Origin of the sequence: Streptomyces sp. NPDC048507 (assembly GCF_043199995.1) — a bacterium.
Classification (GTDB): Bacteria; Actinomycetota; Actinomycetes; order Streptomycetales; family Streptomycetaceae; genus Streptomyces.
In genome coordinates this window covers 984,122-999,611 of sequence record NZ_JBICWZ010000001.1, presented here as the reverse complement: position 1 = coordinate 999,611, position 15,490 = coordinate 984,122, and the positions used below count along the sequence as shown (strand labels likewise).

At 75.0% G+C, this 15,490-nt stretch carries 15 protein-coding genes; 10 read left to right on the top strand and 5 right to left on the bottom strand.

Features of this window, described 5'->3' with window-relative positions; genetic code table 11:
• Positions 1 to 136: 136 nt before the first annotated feature.
• Both ACGFXC_RS04590 and ACGFXC_RS04585 read left to right on the top strand, forming a co-directional pair.
• A complete protein-coding gene (locus ACGFXC_RS04590) occupies positions 137 to 715 on the top strand; it encodes a hypothetical protein (protein ID WP_393709378.1) in 579 nt (192 codons plus the stop codon).
• 76 nt (positions 716 to 791) lie between these two features.
• On the top strand, positions 792 to 1,751 hold the full coding sequence (locus tag ACGFXC_RS04585) for a D-2-hydroxyacid dehydrogenase family protein (protein ID WP_393709376.1): 960 nt from the start codon (positions 792 to 794) through the stop codon (positions 1,749 to 1,751).
• 25 nt (positions 1,752 to 1,776) lie between these two features.
• On the opposite strand, the gene ACGFXC_RS04580 is transcribed toward ACGFXC_RS04585, so the two are convergent.
• Positions 1,777 to 2,610 carry an SDR family oxidoreductase gene (locus ACGFXC_RS04580; protein WP_393709375.1) on the bottom strand — a complete coding sequence of 278 codons (834 nt, stop codon included), beginning with the start codon at positions 2,608 to 2,610 and terminating at the stop codon, positions 1,777 to 1,779.
• A 286-nt stretch (positions 2,611 to 2,896) separates the two neighbouring features.
• Here ACGFXC_RS04580 and ACGFXC_RS04575 point away from each other — a divergent pair, with 286 nt between their 5' ends.
• Genes ACGFXC_RS04575 through ACGFXC_RS04565 form a run of 3 tightly spaced genes read left to right on the top strand, consistent with a single transcriptional unit; the run spans position 2,897 to position 6,521 of the window.
• Entirely contained in the window at positions 2,897 to 4,441 is a 1,545-nt protein-coding gene (locus ACGFXC_RS04575) for an alpha/beta fold hydrolase (protein WP_393709373.1), read from the top strand.
• A 44-nt stretch (positions 4,442 to 4,485) separates the two neighbouring features.
• Positions 4,486 to 5,193, top strand: a complete 708-nt coding sequence (locus ACGFXC_RS04570) for a response regulator transcription factor (protein ID WP_393709371.1) — start codon at positions 4,486 to 4,488, stop codon at positions 5,191 to 5,193.
• On the top strand, positions 5,193 to 6,521 hold the full coding sequence (locus ACGFXC_RS04565) for an ATP-binding protein (protein ID WP_393709615.1): 1,329 nt from the start codon (positions 5,193 to 5,195) through the stop codon (positions 6,519 to 6,521). Before ACGFXC_RS04570 ends, ACGFXC_RS04565 begins: the two co-directional genes overlap by 1 nt.
• 96 nt (positions 6,522 to 6,617) lie before the next feature.
• Here the strand turns inward: ACGFXC_RS04565 and ACGFXC_RS04560 are convergent, their stop codons facing one another.
• On the bottom strand, positions 6,618 to 7,211 hold the full coding sequence (locus ACGFXC_RS04560; protein ID WP_393709369.1) for an NAD(P)H-dependent oxidoreductase: 594 nt from the start codon (positions 7,209 to 7,211) through the stop codon (positions 6,618 to 6,620).
• A 218-nt stretch (positions 7,212 to 7,429) separates the two neighbouring features.
• Between ACGFXC_RS04560 and ACGFXC_RS04555 the strand changes: the two genes are divergently transcribed.
• The 4 genes from ACGFXC_RS04555 to ACGFXC_RS04540 all read left to right on the top strand — a co-directional run bounded on the left by ACGFXC_RS04555 (position 7,430) and on the right by ACGFXC_RS04540 (position 12,004).
• On the top strand, positions 7,430 to 8,161 hold the full coding sequence (locus ACGFXC_RS04555; RefSeq protein WP_393709368.1) for a hypothetical protein: 732 nt from the start codon (positions 7,430 to 7,432) through the stop codon (positions 8,159 to 8,161).
• A gap of 63 nt (positions 8,162 to 8,224) precedes the next feature.
• A complete protein-coding gene (locus ACGFXC_RS04550) occupies positions 8,225 to 8,920 on the top strand; it encodes a GntR family transcriptional regulator (RefSeq protein ID WP_393709366.1) in 696 nt (231 codons plus the stop codon).
• A 112-nt stretch (positions 8,921 to 9,032) separates the two neighbouring features.
• A complete protein-coding gene (locus ACGFXC_RS04545; protein ID WP_393709364.1) occupies positions 9,033 to 10,259 on the top strand; it encodes an amidohydrolase in 1,227 nt (408 codons plus the stop codon).
• Between the two features lie 170 nt (positions 10,260 to 10,429).
• Positions 10,430 to 12,004 (top strand): oleate hydratase, encoded by a 1,575-nt coding sequence (locus ACGFXC_RS04540; RefSeq protein ID WP_393709363.1) that lies wholly within the window; start codon positions 10,430 to 10,432, stop codon positions 12,002 to 12,004.
• Positions 12,005 to 12,048: 44 nt separating this feature from the next.
• On the opposite strand, the gene ACGFXC_RS04535 is transcribed toward ACGFXC_RS04540, so the two are convergent.
• From ACGFXC_RS04535 to ACGFXC_RS04525, 3 genes are all read right to left on the bottom strand, one after another.
• Positions 12,049 to 12,711, bottom strand: a complete 663-nt coding sequence (locus ACGFXC_RS04535; RefSeq protein WP_393709361.1) for an NAD(P)H-binding protein — start codon at positions 12,709 to 12,711, stop codon at positions 12,049 to 12,051.
• A 143-nt stretch (positions 12,712 to 12,854) separates the two neighbouring features.
• Positions 12,855 to 13,130, bottom strand: coding sequence for a hypothetical protein (locus tag ACGFXC_RS04530; RefSeq protein WP_393709359.1), 276 nt, complete (start codon positions 13,128 to 13,130; stop codon positions 12,855 to 12,857).
• 210 nt (positions 13,131 to 13,340) lie between these two features.
• A complete protein-coding gene (locus ACGFXC_RS04525; RefSeq protein WP_393709358.1) occupies positions 13,341 to 14,750 on the bottom strand; it encodes an alpha/beta hydrolase family protein in 1,410 nt (469 codons plus the stop codon).
• A 131-nt stretch (positions 14,751 to 14,881) separates the two neighbouring features.
• On the opposite strand from ACGFXC_RS04525, the gene ACGFXC_RS04520 reads away from it, so the two are divergent.
• Positions 14,882 to 15,439 (top strand): pyridoxamine 5'-phosphate oxidase family protein, encoded by a 558-nt coding sequence (locus tag ACGFXC_RS04520; RefSeq protein ID WP_393709356.1) that lies wholly within the window; start codon positions 14,882 to 14,884, stop codon positions 15,437 to 15,439.
• Positions 15,440 to 15,490: the final 51 nt, after the last annotated feature.

Genomic DNA, 15,490 nt, shown 5'->3' with positions numbered 1-15,490 from the left:
ACCGGCGCCGTCCGCCGGGGGACCCGGGCCTCTCCTCTCACGCTACGCCGATGGGGCCAGCCCTCAAGCCGGGCCCCGGTGCGTGCCTCCAGGTGGTGCGTGGGACGGCGCCGGCCGCCCGCGGTACCGGTAGTGCATGGCAGAGGAACAGAGCGGGACGACGGACGGGACGGATCGCGCCGACGCGCGGCCGCGGCGGCGGGGAACCGCCTTCGCGGCCCTCACGGGCGCCCTGATCGGCGCCCTGGCCGGACTCACCGGGAGCGTGCTCGCGTACGTGGAGGCCGGGAACGCCCACCGTGACGACGCCGACGCGCGCCGTGCCGACATCCGGCGGGCCGCGTACGTGGAGCTCGCGGCGACCACGAACGCGTACGTGCAGCAGGCCACCCAGCTGCTGAGCGTGAGCCTCGACCCGGCCAGGAGCGCCGAGGACAGGCGGCGCCTGTTCGAGGAGAAGTACTCACCGGCCAACACGGACCTGGCCCGGGCCGTGACCACCGTCCGCCTGGTGACGCCGCCGGCCGACCGGCGGGACCTGGAGCGGATCGGCGACCTCTCCACCCGTGTGGGGGAGATCGCCACCGCCCGGTCCGCGAAGGGGCCCGAAGGCGCCGACGCCCGCAAGGAGGCCGCCGCGTTCGAACAGGCCGTGCGCGAACAGCTGGACGCGCTCCAGGCCTTCCTGGACAAGGCGGCCGATCAGGTGATCTGAGGGCGCCGCGGCGGGTGTGACGACAATGGACGCCTGACTCCGCCCGACTCCGTCCGATTCCTGTGAGGGTGACGCGATGAAACTCCGCTGTGCCGTGCTCGACGACTTCCAGTCCGTGGCGACCGAGGTGGCCGACTGGGGGCCGGTGGCCGGCGAGGTCGAAGTGGTCTGCTTCTCCCGGCACTTCGAGTCCGAGGACGCTCTGGCCGAGGCGCTCGCCGGGTTCGAGATCGTCGTCACCCTGCGCGAGCGCGTGCCGTTTCCCGGCAGCCTGATCGCCCGGCTGCCCGCGCTGCGGCTGCTCGTCGCCTCCGGCATGCGCAACGCGGCCATCGACTTCGAGGCCGCGGCCCGGCACGGCGTCACCGTCTGCGGGACCGCCAGCGCCTCCACCCCGCCCGTCGAACTGACCTGGGCGCTGCTGCTCGGGCTGGCGCGCGGGATCGTGCCCGAGTCCGCCGCGCTGCGCGGCGGCGGGCCCTGGCAGTCGACCCTCGGCGCCGACCTGCACGGGCGCCGGCTCGGGCTGCTGGGGCTCGGGAAGATCGGCGAGCGGGTGGCGCGGGTGGGGCTCGCCTTCGGGATGGAGGTGGTGGCCTGGAGCCAGAACCTCACCGAGGAGCGGGCCGACGCGGTCGGCGTGGGCCTCGCCGCCTCCAAGGAGGAGCTGTTGCGGACGAGCGACTTCGTCTCCGTCCACCTCGCGCTGGGCGAGCGCACCCGGGGGCTGATCGGCGCGCCGGAGCTCGCCCTGATGCGCCCGACGGGCTACCTCGTCAACACCTCCCGGTCCGCCATCGTCGACCAGGACGCGCTGCTCGCGGCGCTGCGCGAGGGCACGATCGCCGGGGCGGGCCTCGACGTGTTCGACATCGAGCCGCTCCCGGCGGACCACCCGGTGCGGACCGCGCCGCGCCTGCTGGCGACCCCGCACCTGGGCTACGTGTCCCGCGAGAACTACGCGACCTACTACGGGCAGGCGGTCGAGGACATCCGGGCGTTCCTCGACGGCCGGCCCGTACGGGTGCTGGGCTGATCCCGGCGGGCGGCGGCCGGGGCCGTCATGCCGCGACCGGGCCCTGGGCGAGGGCCCGGGCCGCGGCGAACTCCTCGCGCGCCTCCTGCTCGGCCACTTCCAGATAGCCGTACGCGTCGTCGCCGACCGGGATCCGCAGCGGCGTGGGGGCGTGGGCGGCGACGATGTCCAGGACCCGGGCCGCGAAGTCCTCGGGGCGGCCGGTCTCGGGGTTGTCCGCGAGGCCGCGGGAGCCTTCGAGCATCTCGCGGTTGGTGGCGTCGTAGGCGGGGACCCGGTGGCGCGCCTCGGTGAGCGAGGTGCCGTAGCGGGTGGCGAACATGCCCGGTTCGAGCACGGTGACGCGTATGTTGTGCGGGGCCGCCTCGACGGCCAGGGCCTGGCTCATGCCTTCGAGGGCGTGCTTGCCGGCGACGTACGCGCCGAGGCCGGGGAAGGCGATCCGGCCGACGACGGACGATACGTTGAGGACGTGGCCGTGGCCCTGGGCCCGCATCAGCGGGAGCACGAGCCGGGTGAGCCGCCAGGGGCCCACGACCAGGGTTTCCAGCTGGTCGCGCAGTTCGGCGTCCGAGACCTCCTCGACCGCGCCGAACAGTCCGACGCCGGCGTTGTTGACGAGGACGTCGATGCCGCCGAGACGGTCGGCGGCGGTACGGACGGCCTCCTCGCAGGAGGCGGCGTCCCGCAGTTCGAGCGGGACCGGGACGATGCGTCCGGGCCAGGCGGCGGCCAGTCGGTCCAGGTCGGCGGTCTTGCGGGCGGTGACCACCAGCTCGTCCCCGGCGCGGGCCGCGGCGGTGGCCAGTGCGTGCCCGAGGCCGGAGGAGCATCCCGTGACCAGCCAGCGTCTTCCCATGGTTCCCCCGTGATGAACGAATCGAGCCGGACCCGCCGGTGGCGGCAGTTCATGGTCCGGGCGGCTCCGGCTCGCGGTCATCCCTCGTGCAGGGGCGCGCGGAGGCGCGCGGGCGCATGCTCGGGCGCGCGAGCGCCCCCGCCGGGCGGGCCGTGCACCCCGCCCCGTGCGTGGCCGGCCTTCCACCCCGCCCTTTCTTACGCGCCTTTGCCGTCGCTCTTGCCCCTCCCTGTCACGGGCCCGGCAAGGTCGTGCCCACACGGCGGAACGGACGGAAGGAACGGCCATGACGACTTTCACGAACGGGGCACGGCGGGCACGGCAGGCACGGCGGGCGGGGCTGGTCGTGGGCACCATGGCCCTGCTGCTCTCGGCGCTGCCCTCGGCCAGCGCCACGGACACGGCCGGGAGCGCCCCGCGGTGGTGTCCCACCGTGGCGGAGCACCGGGTGGACTGCGGCACCCTGCGACGCCCGCTGGTGGCCGGCGAACCCGCGCTCGGCACGGTCGGCGTGAGCTACGCGGTCGTGCGCCACCGGGGGCCGGCCGCGGCCCGGGGAACCGTAGCCGTGAACCCGGGCGGGCCCGGCGAGGTCGCCATCGGCAAGGCCGCGGAGTTCACGGCCGCACTGGAAGGGCTGCTGGAGGACCACGACCTGCTGCTCGTCGACCCCCGGGGCACCGGAAGGTCCGAGCGGATCCCCTGCGGGGTCACCGACGCCGAGTACCGCTTCGGGACCCGCCCGCAGCAGCGCGACGCCGTCGCCCGCTGCGCCGACGCCCTCGGCCCGCGGGCCCAGGGCTACACGACCGCCGCCACCGCCGACGACCTCGACGCCGTCCGGGCCCGGCTCGGCGCACCGCAGCTCAGCCTCTACGGCCTGTCGTACGGGACCTACCTGATGCCCGTCTACGCGAGCCGCCACCCCGAACGCGTGCGCACCATCGTGCTGTCGGGCGCCTACCCGCACGACTTCGACCCGCTGGCCCGGCCCGCCGCGCAGGCCGTGTCACTGGCCCTGCGCCGGGTCTGCGAGCGGTCCGTCCCCCGGGCCTGCGACGGGGACGCGGCCGTGCGCGACCTCGCCACCACGGCCGGGCGGCTGCGCGAGCGGCCCCTGACGGTGCCCGTCTCCGCCGGCGGGAAGACCTACCCGCAGCTGTTCACCGAGGGCAAGCTCGCCAACCTCCTGTACGAGGCCGCCAGCCGGGGCGCGGGCATGGCGCCGGCCGAACCCTCCCTGCTCGGGAACCTCCCCCGGGCGCTCGACCGTTTCGTCAAGGGCGACACCGGGCCGCTGCGCGAGCTGGTGCGGGAGGAGGGCTCCTCGGGCAGCGCCGAGGACCAGGCCCCGTACATCGCGGTGGTCTGCAACGACTACCGCAAGGCGTGGGCGGCGGACGCGCCGCTGCCCGTGCGGTGGCAGCAGTACCGCAAGGCCCTCGCGGGCGCCGGGCAGGGCGGCTTCGGGGCGTTCACCGGGCGGGGGTTCAACGAGGGGCCCACCGACGGCGGGGACGTGTGCATCTCCTGGCCGCGTGCGAACACCGCGCGCCCGCAGCCCACGGACCTGCGACTGCCCGACGTACCGGTGCTGGTGCTCTCCGGGGACCTGGACGCCAACACCCCGGACGCGAACGGCCGTCTGGCGGCGGCGAAGTTCCGCGACGCCGCCTTCTTCTCGGTGCCCAACACCGGGCACGTGCCCGAGCTGGAGCCCACCGGCTGTGTCACGGGCGTCACCAGCCACTTCCTGCGCACCGGCACGCCCGGTGACACGTCCTGCCTCGGGGGGCTGGCGCCGGTCGCCGTCGCTCCCGTCCGCGACTGAGGGCCGCTGCCGTGAGCACGGCCCCCGGCAGCGAAGATGATCACATGACCGAGGTGAACGAGAACCCCCGTACGGTGCTGGTCGTCGAGGACGACCCCGGTGTGCGCAGCACGCTGGACCAGCTGCTGCGCTTCGAGGGGTACCGCGTGCTCCTGGCCCCCGACGGGCTGGAGGCCCTGGCGGTGCTGGAGCGGGAATCCCCCGACCTGGCCCTGGTGGATGTGGTCATGCCCGGTCTGGACGGCCTGGCCCTGTGCCGGATGCTGCGCCGGCGCGGCGACCGGCTGCCCGTCCTGGTGCTGACGGCGCGTCACCAGATCGGCGACCGGGTCGCCGGTCTGGACGCGGGCGCCGACGACTACCTGTCCAAGCCGTTCGCCACCGAGGAGCTGTTCGCCCGCATCCGCGCGCTGCTGCGCCGCACCGGCACGGAGCCGGAGCCCGGCGCGGGCGGCGTGCTGGCCGTCGCGGACCTCTCCCTGGACCCGGGGGCCCGGCGGGCGCGGCGCGGCTCCCGGCCGCTGGACCTCACCAAGACCGAGTTCGACGTGCTGGAACTGCTGCTGCACCACCAGGGGGCGGTCCTCACCCGTACGCAGATCTACGAGCGCATCTGGGGCTACGGCTTCGACACCACCTCCCGCTCCCTCGACGTCTACATCGGCTACCTGCGCCGCAAGACCGAAGAGGACGGGGCGCCGCGGCTGATCCACACCGTGCGCAACGTCGGTTTCACCGTCCGGGCCGCGTGATGCTGCGCGCCAAGATCACGCTGGTCGTCGTCGCGGCCGCCGCGCTCGCCATGACGCTCGCCGCCGGACTGTCGTACCGGGGCGTCAGCGACCTCGTCGCCGAGCAGTTCGACCACGCGCTGGAGGACCGCGCGGTGACCGTCGTCACCCTGCTCGGCGTCTCCCGCACTCCCCCGGCGCGGCCCGGCACGACGGAGCAGGTGGTGAGCGCCGAGGGGGCCGTGCGGCCGCTGGATCCGGGGCGCGCGGCGCTGCCGGTGCCCGAGTCGACCCTGGGGGTGGCCCGTACGGGGCGGGGCAGCGCCCGTGAGGACATCACCGTCGGCGGGGCGGAGTACGGCGTCCTGACCGTTCCGCTGCCCGGGGGCGGCGCCGTGATGGTCGCCCAGCACTACGCGGGCGCCGAGCGGATCGACCACGCGTTCCTGTGGCGCGTCCCGTGGACGACCGTCGCCGCCACCGCCCTGTCGGCGCTGCTGAGCTGGCTCGCCCTGGACCGCATCCTGCTGCCGGTGCGCCGCCTGGCCCGGGTCACCCGGGACATCACCGCCACCCAGGACCTCACCACCGCGCTTCCGCCCGCCGGACGGGACGAGATCGGCCAGCTCACGCGCAGCTTCGCCAGCATGCTCGGCGCCCTGGGCCGCTCCCGCGCGCAGCAGCAGCGGCTGGTCCAGGACGCGAGCCACGAGCTGCGCACCCCGCTGACCTCGGTGCGCGGCAGCGCGGAGCTGCTCCAGCGGGGGCGCGGCCGGCTCGCGCCCGAGGACGAGGAGCAGATCCTCGTCACGCTGGTCACCGAGGCCGCCGCCCTCGACACCCTGGTGCGCGAACTCGTGGACCTGGCCACGGACCGCTCCACCGAGGAGGATCCGGCCGAGGTCGACCTGCCCACCGCCGCCGAGGAGGCCGCGCACCGCTGCCGGCAGCGCACCGGCCGGAGCGTCACCGTCACCGTCTGCGGGCCCGTGGCGGTGCGGGCCCGCCCCCGGGCGGTGCAGCGCTGCGTGGACAACCTGCTGAGCAACGCGCTGAAGTTCAGTCCCGGGGACTCCGCCGTCACCGTTCACGTCGAGGGCACCCGGCTGTCCGTGCGCGATCACGGTCCCGGTATCGCGCCGGACGAACGCGGCGCCGTCTTCGACCGCTTCTACCGCGGCCCGCGCACGCAGGCGGTGCCGGGCTCGGGCCTCGGGCTGGCGATCGTCCACGACCTCGTCACCGCCGACGGCGGCACCGTGTTCGCCACGGCCGCGCCCGGCGGCGGCGCCGAGGTGGGCCTCCGTCTGCCGGCCCACGGTCCGGCGGCGTGCTCCCCGGCGCGGTGAGACGGCCGGGGAGGCGGGCCGGGGAGGCGGGCCGGGGAGGCGGGCCGGCCGGACAGCGCTCGCGCGGCCGTGCCGTCCGGGCCGGCGCACCGGCGATCAGTCGAGGAGCGCCGCCGCCTGCCGCCGGGCGTGGTCCAGCCAGGCGGCGCGCTGGTCCCGGGTGGAGTCGCCGACGGTCCGGTAGACCACCCGTCGCACATCGCTGACGCCGCAGTACGGCAGGACGCAGGCCGACCAGATCCGCTCCAGCGGATCGCCGAACTCCGCCTCCTCCCGGTCCGCGGGCGTGTCGGAGGTGTTCAGCACGAGCGCCCGGCCCGCCCGCAGCAACCCCGCGGGTTCACCGTCGGCGGTGCCCAGCTTGTAGGCGACGCCGGGGGCGAGGACGCGCTGGACCCAGCCCGTGAGGACGGCGGGCGGCATGCCCCACCAGTTCGGGTGGACGAAGACCAGCGCGTCGAGGGTGGCCACCTCGGCCCGGTGGAGCTCCACGTGCGCGTCGTGCGCGCGGGCGGCCGCCCCGACCGTCCCCGTCTCCTCGGCGCACAGCAGCGGTTCGAACCCGTCGGCGTACAGGTCGTGCGCCCGCACCTCGGCGCCCCTCCCCCGCAGTTCCGCCACCACCGCGTCGAACACCGCGTGGTTGAAGCTCCCCGGCTTCGGGTGAGCGAGATAGACCCCCGTGCGCATCTTTCCCCCAGGTGACGCGAGACCGGTACACCGCGCGAACGGCTCCGCGCTCGGCCCCAGCCTCACACACGCCGGGAGCGCTCCGGACGGTGCCCCCGCTACTGACGCCACGTCAACCAGGCCCGGGACAAAGGGATCAGGACCCCCGGCACCGATCCTGGCGGACGGCTGCCACCATGTCGGGTGACCGCACCCCACCCCACCGGAACGGAGCAGGCATGCGTCACCGCTCACGAGGTCTCGCCGTCGCCGTACCCGCCGCGGCGCTGTTGCTCGCCGTGGCGGGCTGTTCGGACGGGGCCTCCCCGGCCGCCTCCCCGGCGCGCCCGTCCACCCCGTCCACCCCGGCCGCCCCGGCCGCCTCCGCCGCCCCGGCGACCCCGCCGGCTCCCGCCCCCGGCCCGGCTTCGGCGGCTCCGAGTGCGCAGTGCGTGGACACCGGCGCGATGGACCAGGAGAAGCTCACCACCTACCTCGCCCGGCTCAAGAGCTCCGGCGGCTCGTACGGCAGCAAGGCCCTGAAGATCGACGGCGACGGGCTGGACTTCGATCCCGATCCGACCGAACGCCCCTGCTCCGCCGTACAGGTGACCCTCAGCCGGTTCTGGGTGGACATCACCCCGGGCGCGGCGGTCGCGGCCCCGGTCCCCCGGCCCTCGTCCTCCCGGGACCAGAGGTTCCACTACGTCCCCATGGACCGGCCCGTCCTGACGGTCGGCCCGGCGGAAGGGATCGTCGACGGCAGCGTGCCGCCGCAGTCGTCGGCCTGCCGGGGCTCGCTGTCGGTCGTCCACACGGGCGCCGGGCTCACGGAGCAGGACCTCCCGGTCGACCTCGAGATGCCGACCTCGTACACCGAGGCGGGCCGGGGCGCCATGGACGTGAAGGTGACCTCCGACCGCGTGCTGGCGGCGACCTTCGTGCCCCCGTCGGCCCCGGGCGGCTGCTGAACCCGCGGCGGCGGGCCCAGCCCGTATCCTCGCCCGGGGTACGACGAGCGAAGGCGGCCGAGCGTGGCGGGCAGTGCAGGAGCGGCACCGGGGCGGGCGCGCCCGTCGGTGAGCGCGCAGGCGCGCGAGGCCGTCCGGGAGCGCGTCATCGACCGCCGTTACCCGATGGGCGCGCGCCTCGTGGAGCGGGAGGTCGCCGAGGAGCTGCGGATGTCGCGCGTTCCGGTGCGCGAGGCGCTGCGCGCCCTCGTCACCGAGGGCCTGCTGGAACTGCTGCCGCACAGCGGGGTGCGGGTGCGCCGGCTGGAGCGGGCCGACGTGCGGTGCCTGTACGAGGTGTGGGAGCCGCTCGCGGTGCAGGCCTCGCGGCTCGCCGCCCGCGCGGTGGCCGCGGCCCGTCCCGGGGAGCCGCCGGGGCTGGCCGGGCTGCGGGCGTCGGTGGAGCGGGCGCGGGAGGCGGCCACGGCGGAGGAGGAGGCGCGGGAGGTCGCCGCCTTCCACGCGCAGATCGTGGCGCTGGCCGGCAACGCGCTGCTGACGCGCACGATGGAGCAGCTCGACTGGCAGCTGCGGCTGCTGTTCGGGATGCGCGCGGAGCCCGGCCACGTGCGGGAGCAGCACGCGGACCTCCTGCGCCACCTCGCGGCGGGCGACGAGGAAGCGGCCGCCGCGAGCACGCTGCTGCACGTGCGCGACAGCCGCTCGGTGGCCTTCGAGTGGGCCTTCGGGGACGCTGATGTGCATACCGGAATGGGTTGATCGGGCGGCTCCCCCCATGATTCGGACCCGGAGTGGGGCACCGTGCCGCTCCGATCCACCTGTTGGTATACAAACAGGCGTCAGCTCGTCTCCTCACCCCCCAGGGAGCCCCATGCGCGTCCCGCCCGCCCCGTCCCCCTCCGGCGGGCCCGCCCGCTCCGGGCCGGCCGTGGTCTTCCGCGACGTACGCCCTCCCGGCGCCCGGCGGCCCGTCGACCTGGTGGTGGTCGACGGCAGGATCTCCGACGCCCCGGCGCCGGCGGACGCCGAGGTGGTGGACGGCGGCGGCCGTCTGGCGCTGCCCTCCCTCGTGGACGCGCACATCCATCCGGACAAGACCAGCTGGGGAGGCGACTGGGTGTCGCGCTCCCCGGCCTCCGGCATCGCCGGGTACTGCGCCCAGGACGTCGACCTGTTCCGCGCGCAGGACCGGCCGGTCGGTGAGCGGGCGTACGGGCTGATGGCGCACGCGGTCACGCGTGGCACCCGGGCCATGCGCGCGCACGCCGACGTGGCGCCCGCGTACGGCCTGGCCGGCGTCGAGGGCGTCGCCCGGGCCCGGGAGCGCCTCGCCGGCGCGCTCGACGTGCAGATCGTGGCGTTCCCCCAGCACGGCGTGGTCCGCGCCCCGGGTACGGCGGGGCTGCTGGAGGAGGCGGCGCGCAGCGGCGCCGTCGACCTGATCGGCGGGATCGACCCGATCGGCTTCGACGACGCCCCCGACGAGCAGCTGGACCTGGTCTTCGGGCTCGCGGACCGCCACGGCGTCGGGGTGGACATCCACCTCCACGACCGGGACGAGAAGGGCACGCGCGTGCTGCGCGCCATCGTGGAGCGCACCCGGGCGCTGTCGCTGCGCGGCAGGGTGACGGTCAGCCACGTCTTCTGCCTGCCGTTCCTGTCCGGGCCCGCCCTCGACGCGATGGCCGGTGAGCTGGCGGACCTGGACATCGCGCTGACGACGGTGGCCCCGAGCCCGGCCCTGGTGCTGCCCGTCGCCCGGCTCCGGGAGCACGGCGTACGGGTCGGTCTGGGCTCGGACGGCGTCCGTGACGGGTGGAGCCCGTTCGGCAACGCCGACATGCTGCACCGGGCGCACCTCCTGGGCTGGATCACGGACGCCCGCCTCGACGAGGAGCTGGCGTCCTGCTACGCCGTGGGCGCGGACGGCGGTGCCGATGTGATGGGCCTGCCGCACGCCGACTTCGCGCCGGGCTCCCCGGCGGACTTCGTCCTGGTCGAGGGCGAGTGCCTGCCCCAGGTCGTGGTCGACGTGCCGCCGCGCGATGTCGTCGTCCACGGCGGCCGGGTCGTGGCCCGCGGTGGCGAGCTGGTGTAGCCGCGGACGAAGCGGGGCGGGGGGCGGGCGGGCCGGGGCGTCGGCGCGGACGGCGCGGCCATGCGGGCGACTTGGGCCCGCCCGCCGCGTCCCGCACCGTCCTGCGGGGAAACGTCGACCTCGGACCGCCGGGGCTGGAGCGGTCCGAGGGCTGCGACGGAGGACGGCACATGGCGAAGGCGTATCTGGTGGGCGGCGGGATCGCGTCGCTGTCGGCGGCGGCGTTCCTGATCCGGGACGGCGGTTTCGCCGGGCGGGACGTGGTCATCCTGGAGGAGCAGGACCGCGAGGGCGGAAGCCTCGACGCGGCCGGTTCTCCCGAGACGGGCTACACGATGCGCGGCGGGCGCATGTTCGAGGTCCACTTCGACTGCACCTACGACCTGCTCGGTTCGATCCCCTCGCTGGACGACCCGTCGAAGTCCGTCACCGAGGACACCTTCGCCTTCCACGAGGACTTCGCCTGGGACGACCGGGCCCGGCTCGTCGACGCCGGGGGCCGGGTGGTGCCCGCCCACTCGATGGGCTTCTCCGAGCGGGACCGGCTCGAACTGGTCGCGTGCGTCGCGACGCCGGAGCGGCTGCTCGACGGCAAACGGATCAGCGACTGCTTCGGGCCGGAGTTCTTCACCACCAACTTCTGGTGGATGTGGTGCACGACCTTCGCCTTCGAGCCCTGGCACAGCGCGATCGAGTTCCGGCGCTACCTCAACCGCTTCGTCCACCTCTTCAAGACCTTCGACTCGATGTCGGGGATCTACCGCACCCGCTTCAACCAGTACGACTCGATCGTGCGGCCGCTCGTGAAGTGGCTGTCGGAGCAGGGCGTGGAGGTACGGCTGGGCACGCGGGTGACCGACCTGCGGCTGGGCACGGGCGGGGCCCTGACCGTCGAGGGCGTCTGCTGGGAGCGGGCCGGGGCCGGCGGAGAGCGGGGCGAGATCCCGGTGGGCCCGGACGACCTCGTGCTGGTGACCAACGGTTCGATGACCGCGGACTCCACCCTGGGCGCCACGGCCGCGGCGCCGGTCCTGGACACCTCGCGTTCGGCGGGCTCCTGGCAGCTGTGGCGCACGCTCGCCGCCAAGCGGCCCGGGCTGGGCGACCCGGCCGTCTTCGACTCCTCGGTGGCGGATTCGACCTGGGAGTCGTTCACCGTCACCACGAAGGACCCGACGTTCTTCAAGCTGATGCAGGAGTTCAGCGGGAGCGAGGCGGGCAAGGGCGGCCTGATCACCTTCAAGGACTCCTCCTGGCTGCTGACGATCGTCCTCAACCACCAGCCCCACTTCCGCGACCAGCCCGAGGACACCTTCGTGTGGTGGGGGTACGCGCTCTTCCCCGGGCGCGACGGCGACCACGTCAAGAAGCCGATGACGCGGTGCACGGGCCGGGAGATCCTGGACGAGGTCCTCTCCCACCTGCGCTTCGAACAGCGTCCGCAGATCCTCGACGCCTCGATCGTGATCCCGGCCCTGATGCCGTACATCACCAGCCAGTTCCTCGTCCGCTCGCGCGGGGACCGGCCGCAGGTGGTTCCCGAGGAGTCCACGAACCTGGCCTTCATCGGCCAGTACGCGGAGGTCCCCGACGACGTGGTCTTCACCGTCGAGTACTCCGTGCGCACGGCCTGGACGGCGGTGGCCGGGCTGCTCGGGCTCGACCGGCGGCCGCCACCCGTCTACAAGGGGCAGCACGACCCGAAGGTGCTGGTCGAGGCCCTGCAGACGCTCCACCGGCGCTGACCGCGCCCGGCGTACGAGGCCGCCCCGGGCCGCGGCCTGCCGGGTCAGTGGCCGGCCAGGGCGGCGATGGCGTCGTGGGTGTGGACGTGCGTGCCGGGGGCGGCGCCCGCCAGGGAGGCGATCATGGCGGCGGCGAGGCGGTCCGCCGTGATCGGACGGTACGGGCGCAGCGGCCCGACCAGCAGCGGGGTGAGCAGCGGGGCGAGCGCGATCACCGCCGCTTCGGCGGGCCGGCGGTCGGGGCGCTCGCCCAGCAGGAGGGAGGGCCGGAAGATCTCGGTGCTCCCGTAGCCGAGGGCGCCGACCTCCCGTTCGGTGTCGCCCTTGACGCGGAGGTAGAAGGCCCGGGCCGCGGGATCGGCGCCGGTGGAGGAGCACAGGGCGATGCGGTGCGCTCCGGCCGCGCGGGCGAGAGCGGCGACGGTGACCGTGTAGTGCTGGTCGATCCGCCGGAAGACCTCTTGCGACCCGGCCTTCTTGATGGTGGTGCCCAGCGTGCAGTACACGTCGTCGACGGCGGGCACCGACGAACCGTCGAGGGCGTCGAAGTCCACCAGGCGGACGTCGAGTTCGCCGTCGGTCCGCGCGGGCGGCCGCCGGGCCAGGACGGTGATGCGCCCGTAGCGGGGGTCGGCGAGCAGCCGGTCCAGCAGGCGGGCGCCGACGAGACCGGTGGCTCCGGCCAGCAGGGCGGTACGGGTGGCCATGGCGGGCGCCTTTCGCGGCGGGGCACGCGGGGTGCCCGGTCAGGCCGGCGACCGCGGCGGCCCCGACGCCGACCAGGATGCCGTACCGCGCGGGGGCCACGGCCCCCGGACCGTCCGGCTGGGTACGGCGCTCGTGACGCGGGCTACTTGGGGGCCACCCGGCAGGCGGACACGGCGGTTCCGTTGGTCACGCCGCCCGCGGTGAGGCCGGTCTCGCACTGCACGTGGTCGCCGGTCAGGCCGACGTAGCAGGCCATCCGGACGGAGTCCGGGGCCTCGCCGCCCTGGAGCTCCCGCTCGACCTGGTTGATGCAGGCCGTGACGTCGGCGTGGGCGGCGGGGGCCGCGAAGGCCACGCCGCCGAGCGCGAGGGTCAGGCCGGTGAGGACACCTGCGAATCGGGTCGTCGACGTGCGCATGGACGCACCTGCTCTCCGGGTTCGGGATCGTCGCGGCCCGGGACGGGGGCGTGCCCGATCCGCGTGGGGCGCCGGGCGCACGGGGCCTGGGTACGGCCGGCCCGGCCGGGGACTTCCCCTCCCCTCCCCCTTCGACGCTAGAACAGCCTCCGTCCGCACGCACCCGCAGGGACCGGCGGGCCCCCGGGGCGGTGCGGGCCCGGCCGCTGGTCAGCGGCCCGGCAGGGTGTGCTGGAGCCAGTCGAAGACGACCTCGCAGTGCAGCTGCGGGGCCATCGGGGAACAGTGCAGCTGGGCGCCCTCCGCCGCGGTCAGCTTCAGGTAGTCCTTGGGCGAGGTGAGCTTGTCGTACAACTGGCGCGGCTGCCCCGGGTAGAACTGCTCGCCCTCGTAGTCCAGGACCAGGGTGGGTGCCTTGATGCGGCCGACGACCGGAGTGATCGTGAGCGCTTGGATCCGGGTCGCGGGGGTGTAGAAGTCGGTGAACAGCTTGCCCCGGCGGGCTTCGAGCATGGCCTCGGCGGAGAACGGTTCGAACCGCTTCTTCATCACGGCGGCGGCGTCCGGGGGCAGTTCGGGCACCACCTCCTTGTTCCAGATGTCGTTCGTCCGCTGCTTGTCGGGGGTCAGGACCTGCCGGATCTCCTGCGGGAATCCGAGCCACGGCTCGACGCAGCCCGGCATCGCCACGAGGGCGGCGATCCGTTCGTCGAAGGCGGCGGCGCGGGGGGCGAGGTCTCCGGCCATGCTCAGACCGGTCAGGGCGATCCTGCTCTTGTCCACGTCGGGGCGGGCGGACAGCCAGTCGATGAGGGGGCCGACCACCTTCTCCCAGGTGGGCGTGAACACCACGCGGTCGACGAAGAGCAGCTGCCCTTGGCCCGGGCCGTCGTAGACCAGCGCGTTCCAGCCGCGTTCGAGCGCGGCCGGGACGCCGTACGTCCACATGTCGACGTTCTGTCCGTCGCTGCCGTTGGTCAGGATCACTGTGGGGCGGGGCTCGCCCGACGCGTCGGGGCGGAAGAACCACACCGGCAGGGGCGTCGCGCCGTAGGGGACGGTGGCCTTGACCGCGGCCGGCTCGCACAGGTCGCAGAAGGTGTCCCAGGCGCTCCGCCCGGCCTGGTAGAGCGCCTCCTCGCTGCCCGGATCGTCGGAGCCCAGGACGAAGAACAGCGCCTGTCCGTAGTACTGGGCCGCGCGCAGGGCCCGGAACCGCCTGGTCTGGTCGTCGGCCGGGGCGCCGGGCGGCGCCTTCAGCAGCCGGTCCCCGAGGCCGCGGAAGGTGGAGACGTAGCTCTGCGCGGAGAGGCCGGACCCGTTGATCGCGTTCACGGCGGTGAGGACCTCGCCGACCTCGGCGGCTCCGGCGCCGGAGGCACCGAGCGCCAGCAGGCCGTTGAAGTTGTACGCCGGGTCCTTGAAGAGCGTCATCGCGCCGGGCGTGGGACCGGCCGCCGCCCCGGTGGGCGGCGCGGAGCCGGCGGGGGTGGCTCCCGGCTCGGCGGGGGCGCCGGCCGGCGCGCAGCCCGCGGCGAGCGCGGCCCCCGCTCCGGCCCCGGCGACGAGCAGGGCGCGACGGGTCGGACCGGGCTCACGATCGATCGGTACGCGTGTCATACCAGCCGAACGTAGCCCCGCCCCGGCGGGGCGACACCCGGGCTGGGCCGAACGGACCAGCCGGGCGGGGCGCGGCGGCGGGCCGCGGCGGCGGCCGGAGGCCACCATGGAAGCGGAGGAAGGAGACCGCCATGTCCGAACAGGGGTCCGCGAAGCGGCCCGCGACCGAGCTCGACGGCCGCTACAGTTCAGCGCTCCGTCCGCGCCCGGGCGCGGACGACGTCACCGCCACCGACTGGGAGGAGGCCCTGCGGCACCTGGGGAGCGCCGAGATCTTCTGGGTGTCCACGGTGCGGCCCGACGGCCGGCTGCACGTCACGCCCGTGATCGCCGCCTGGCACGAGGGGGCCCTGTACTTCTCCACCGGCACGGGCGAGCAGAAGGCGAAGAACCTGGCCCACGACGGGCACTGCGCGCTGACCACCGGTGGGAACTCGCTCACCGAGGGGCTGGACCTCGTGGTCGAGGGCACGGCCGAGGCGGTCGCCGATCCGGCCCTGCTGGAAGAGGTGATCACGGCGTACGAGACGAAGTACGGTGCGCACATCACCTCGCCCGAGGGCACCTTCCACGGGATCGGGGACGCGTTCCGCGCGGGTGACGTGGTCGTGTTCGCGGTGGCCCCGGACACGGCGTACGGCTTCGGCCGGGACGACGGGGTGTACACCCACACGCGGTGGGCCTTCTGACCGGGCCGCCCCACGGGCCCCGGCGCGGCAGGGCGCCGGGGCCCTGGCACG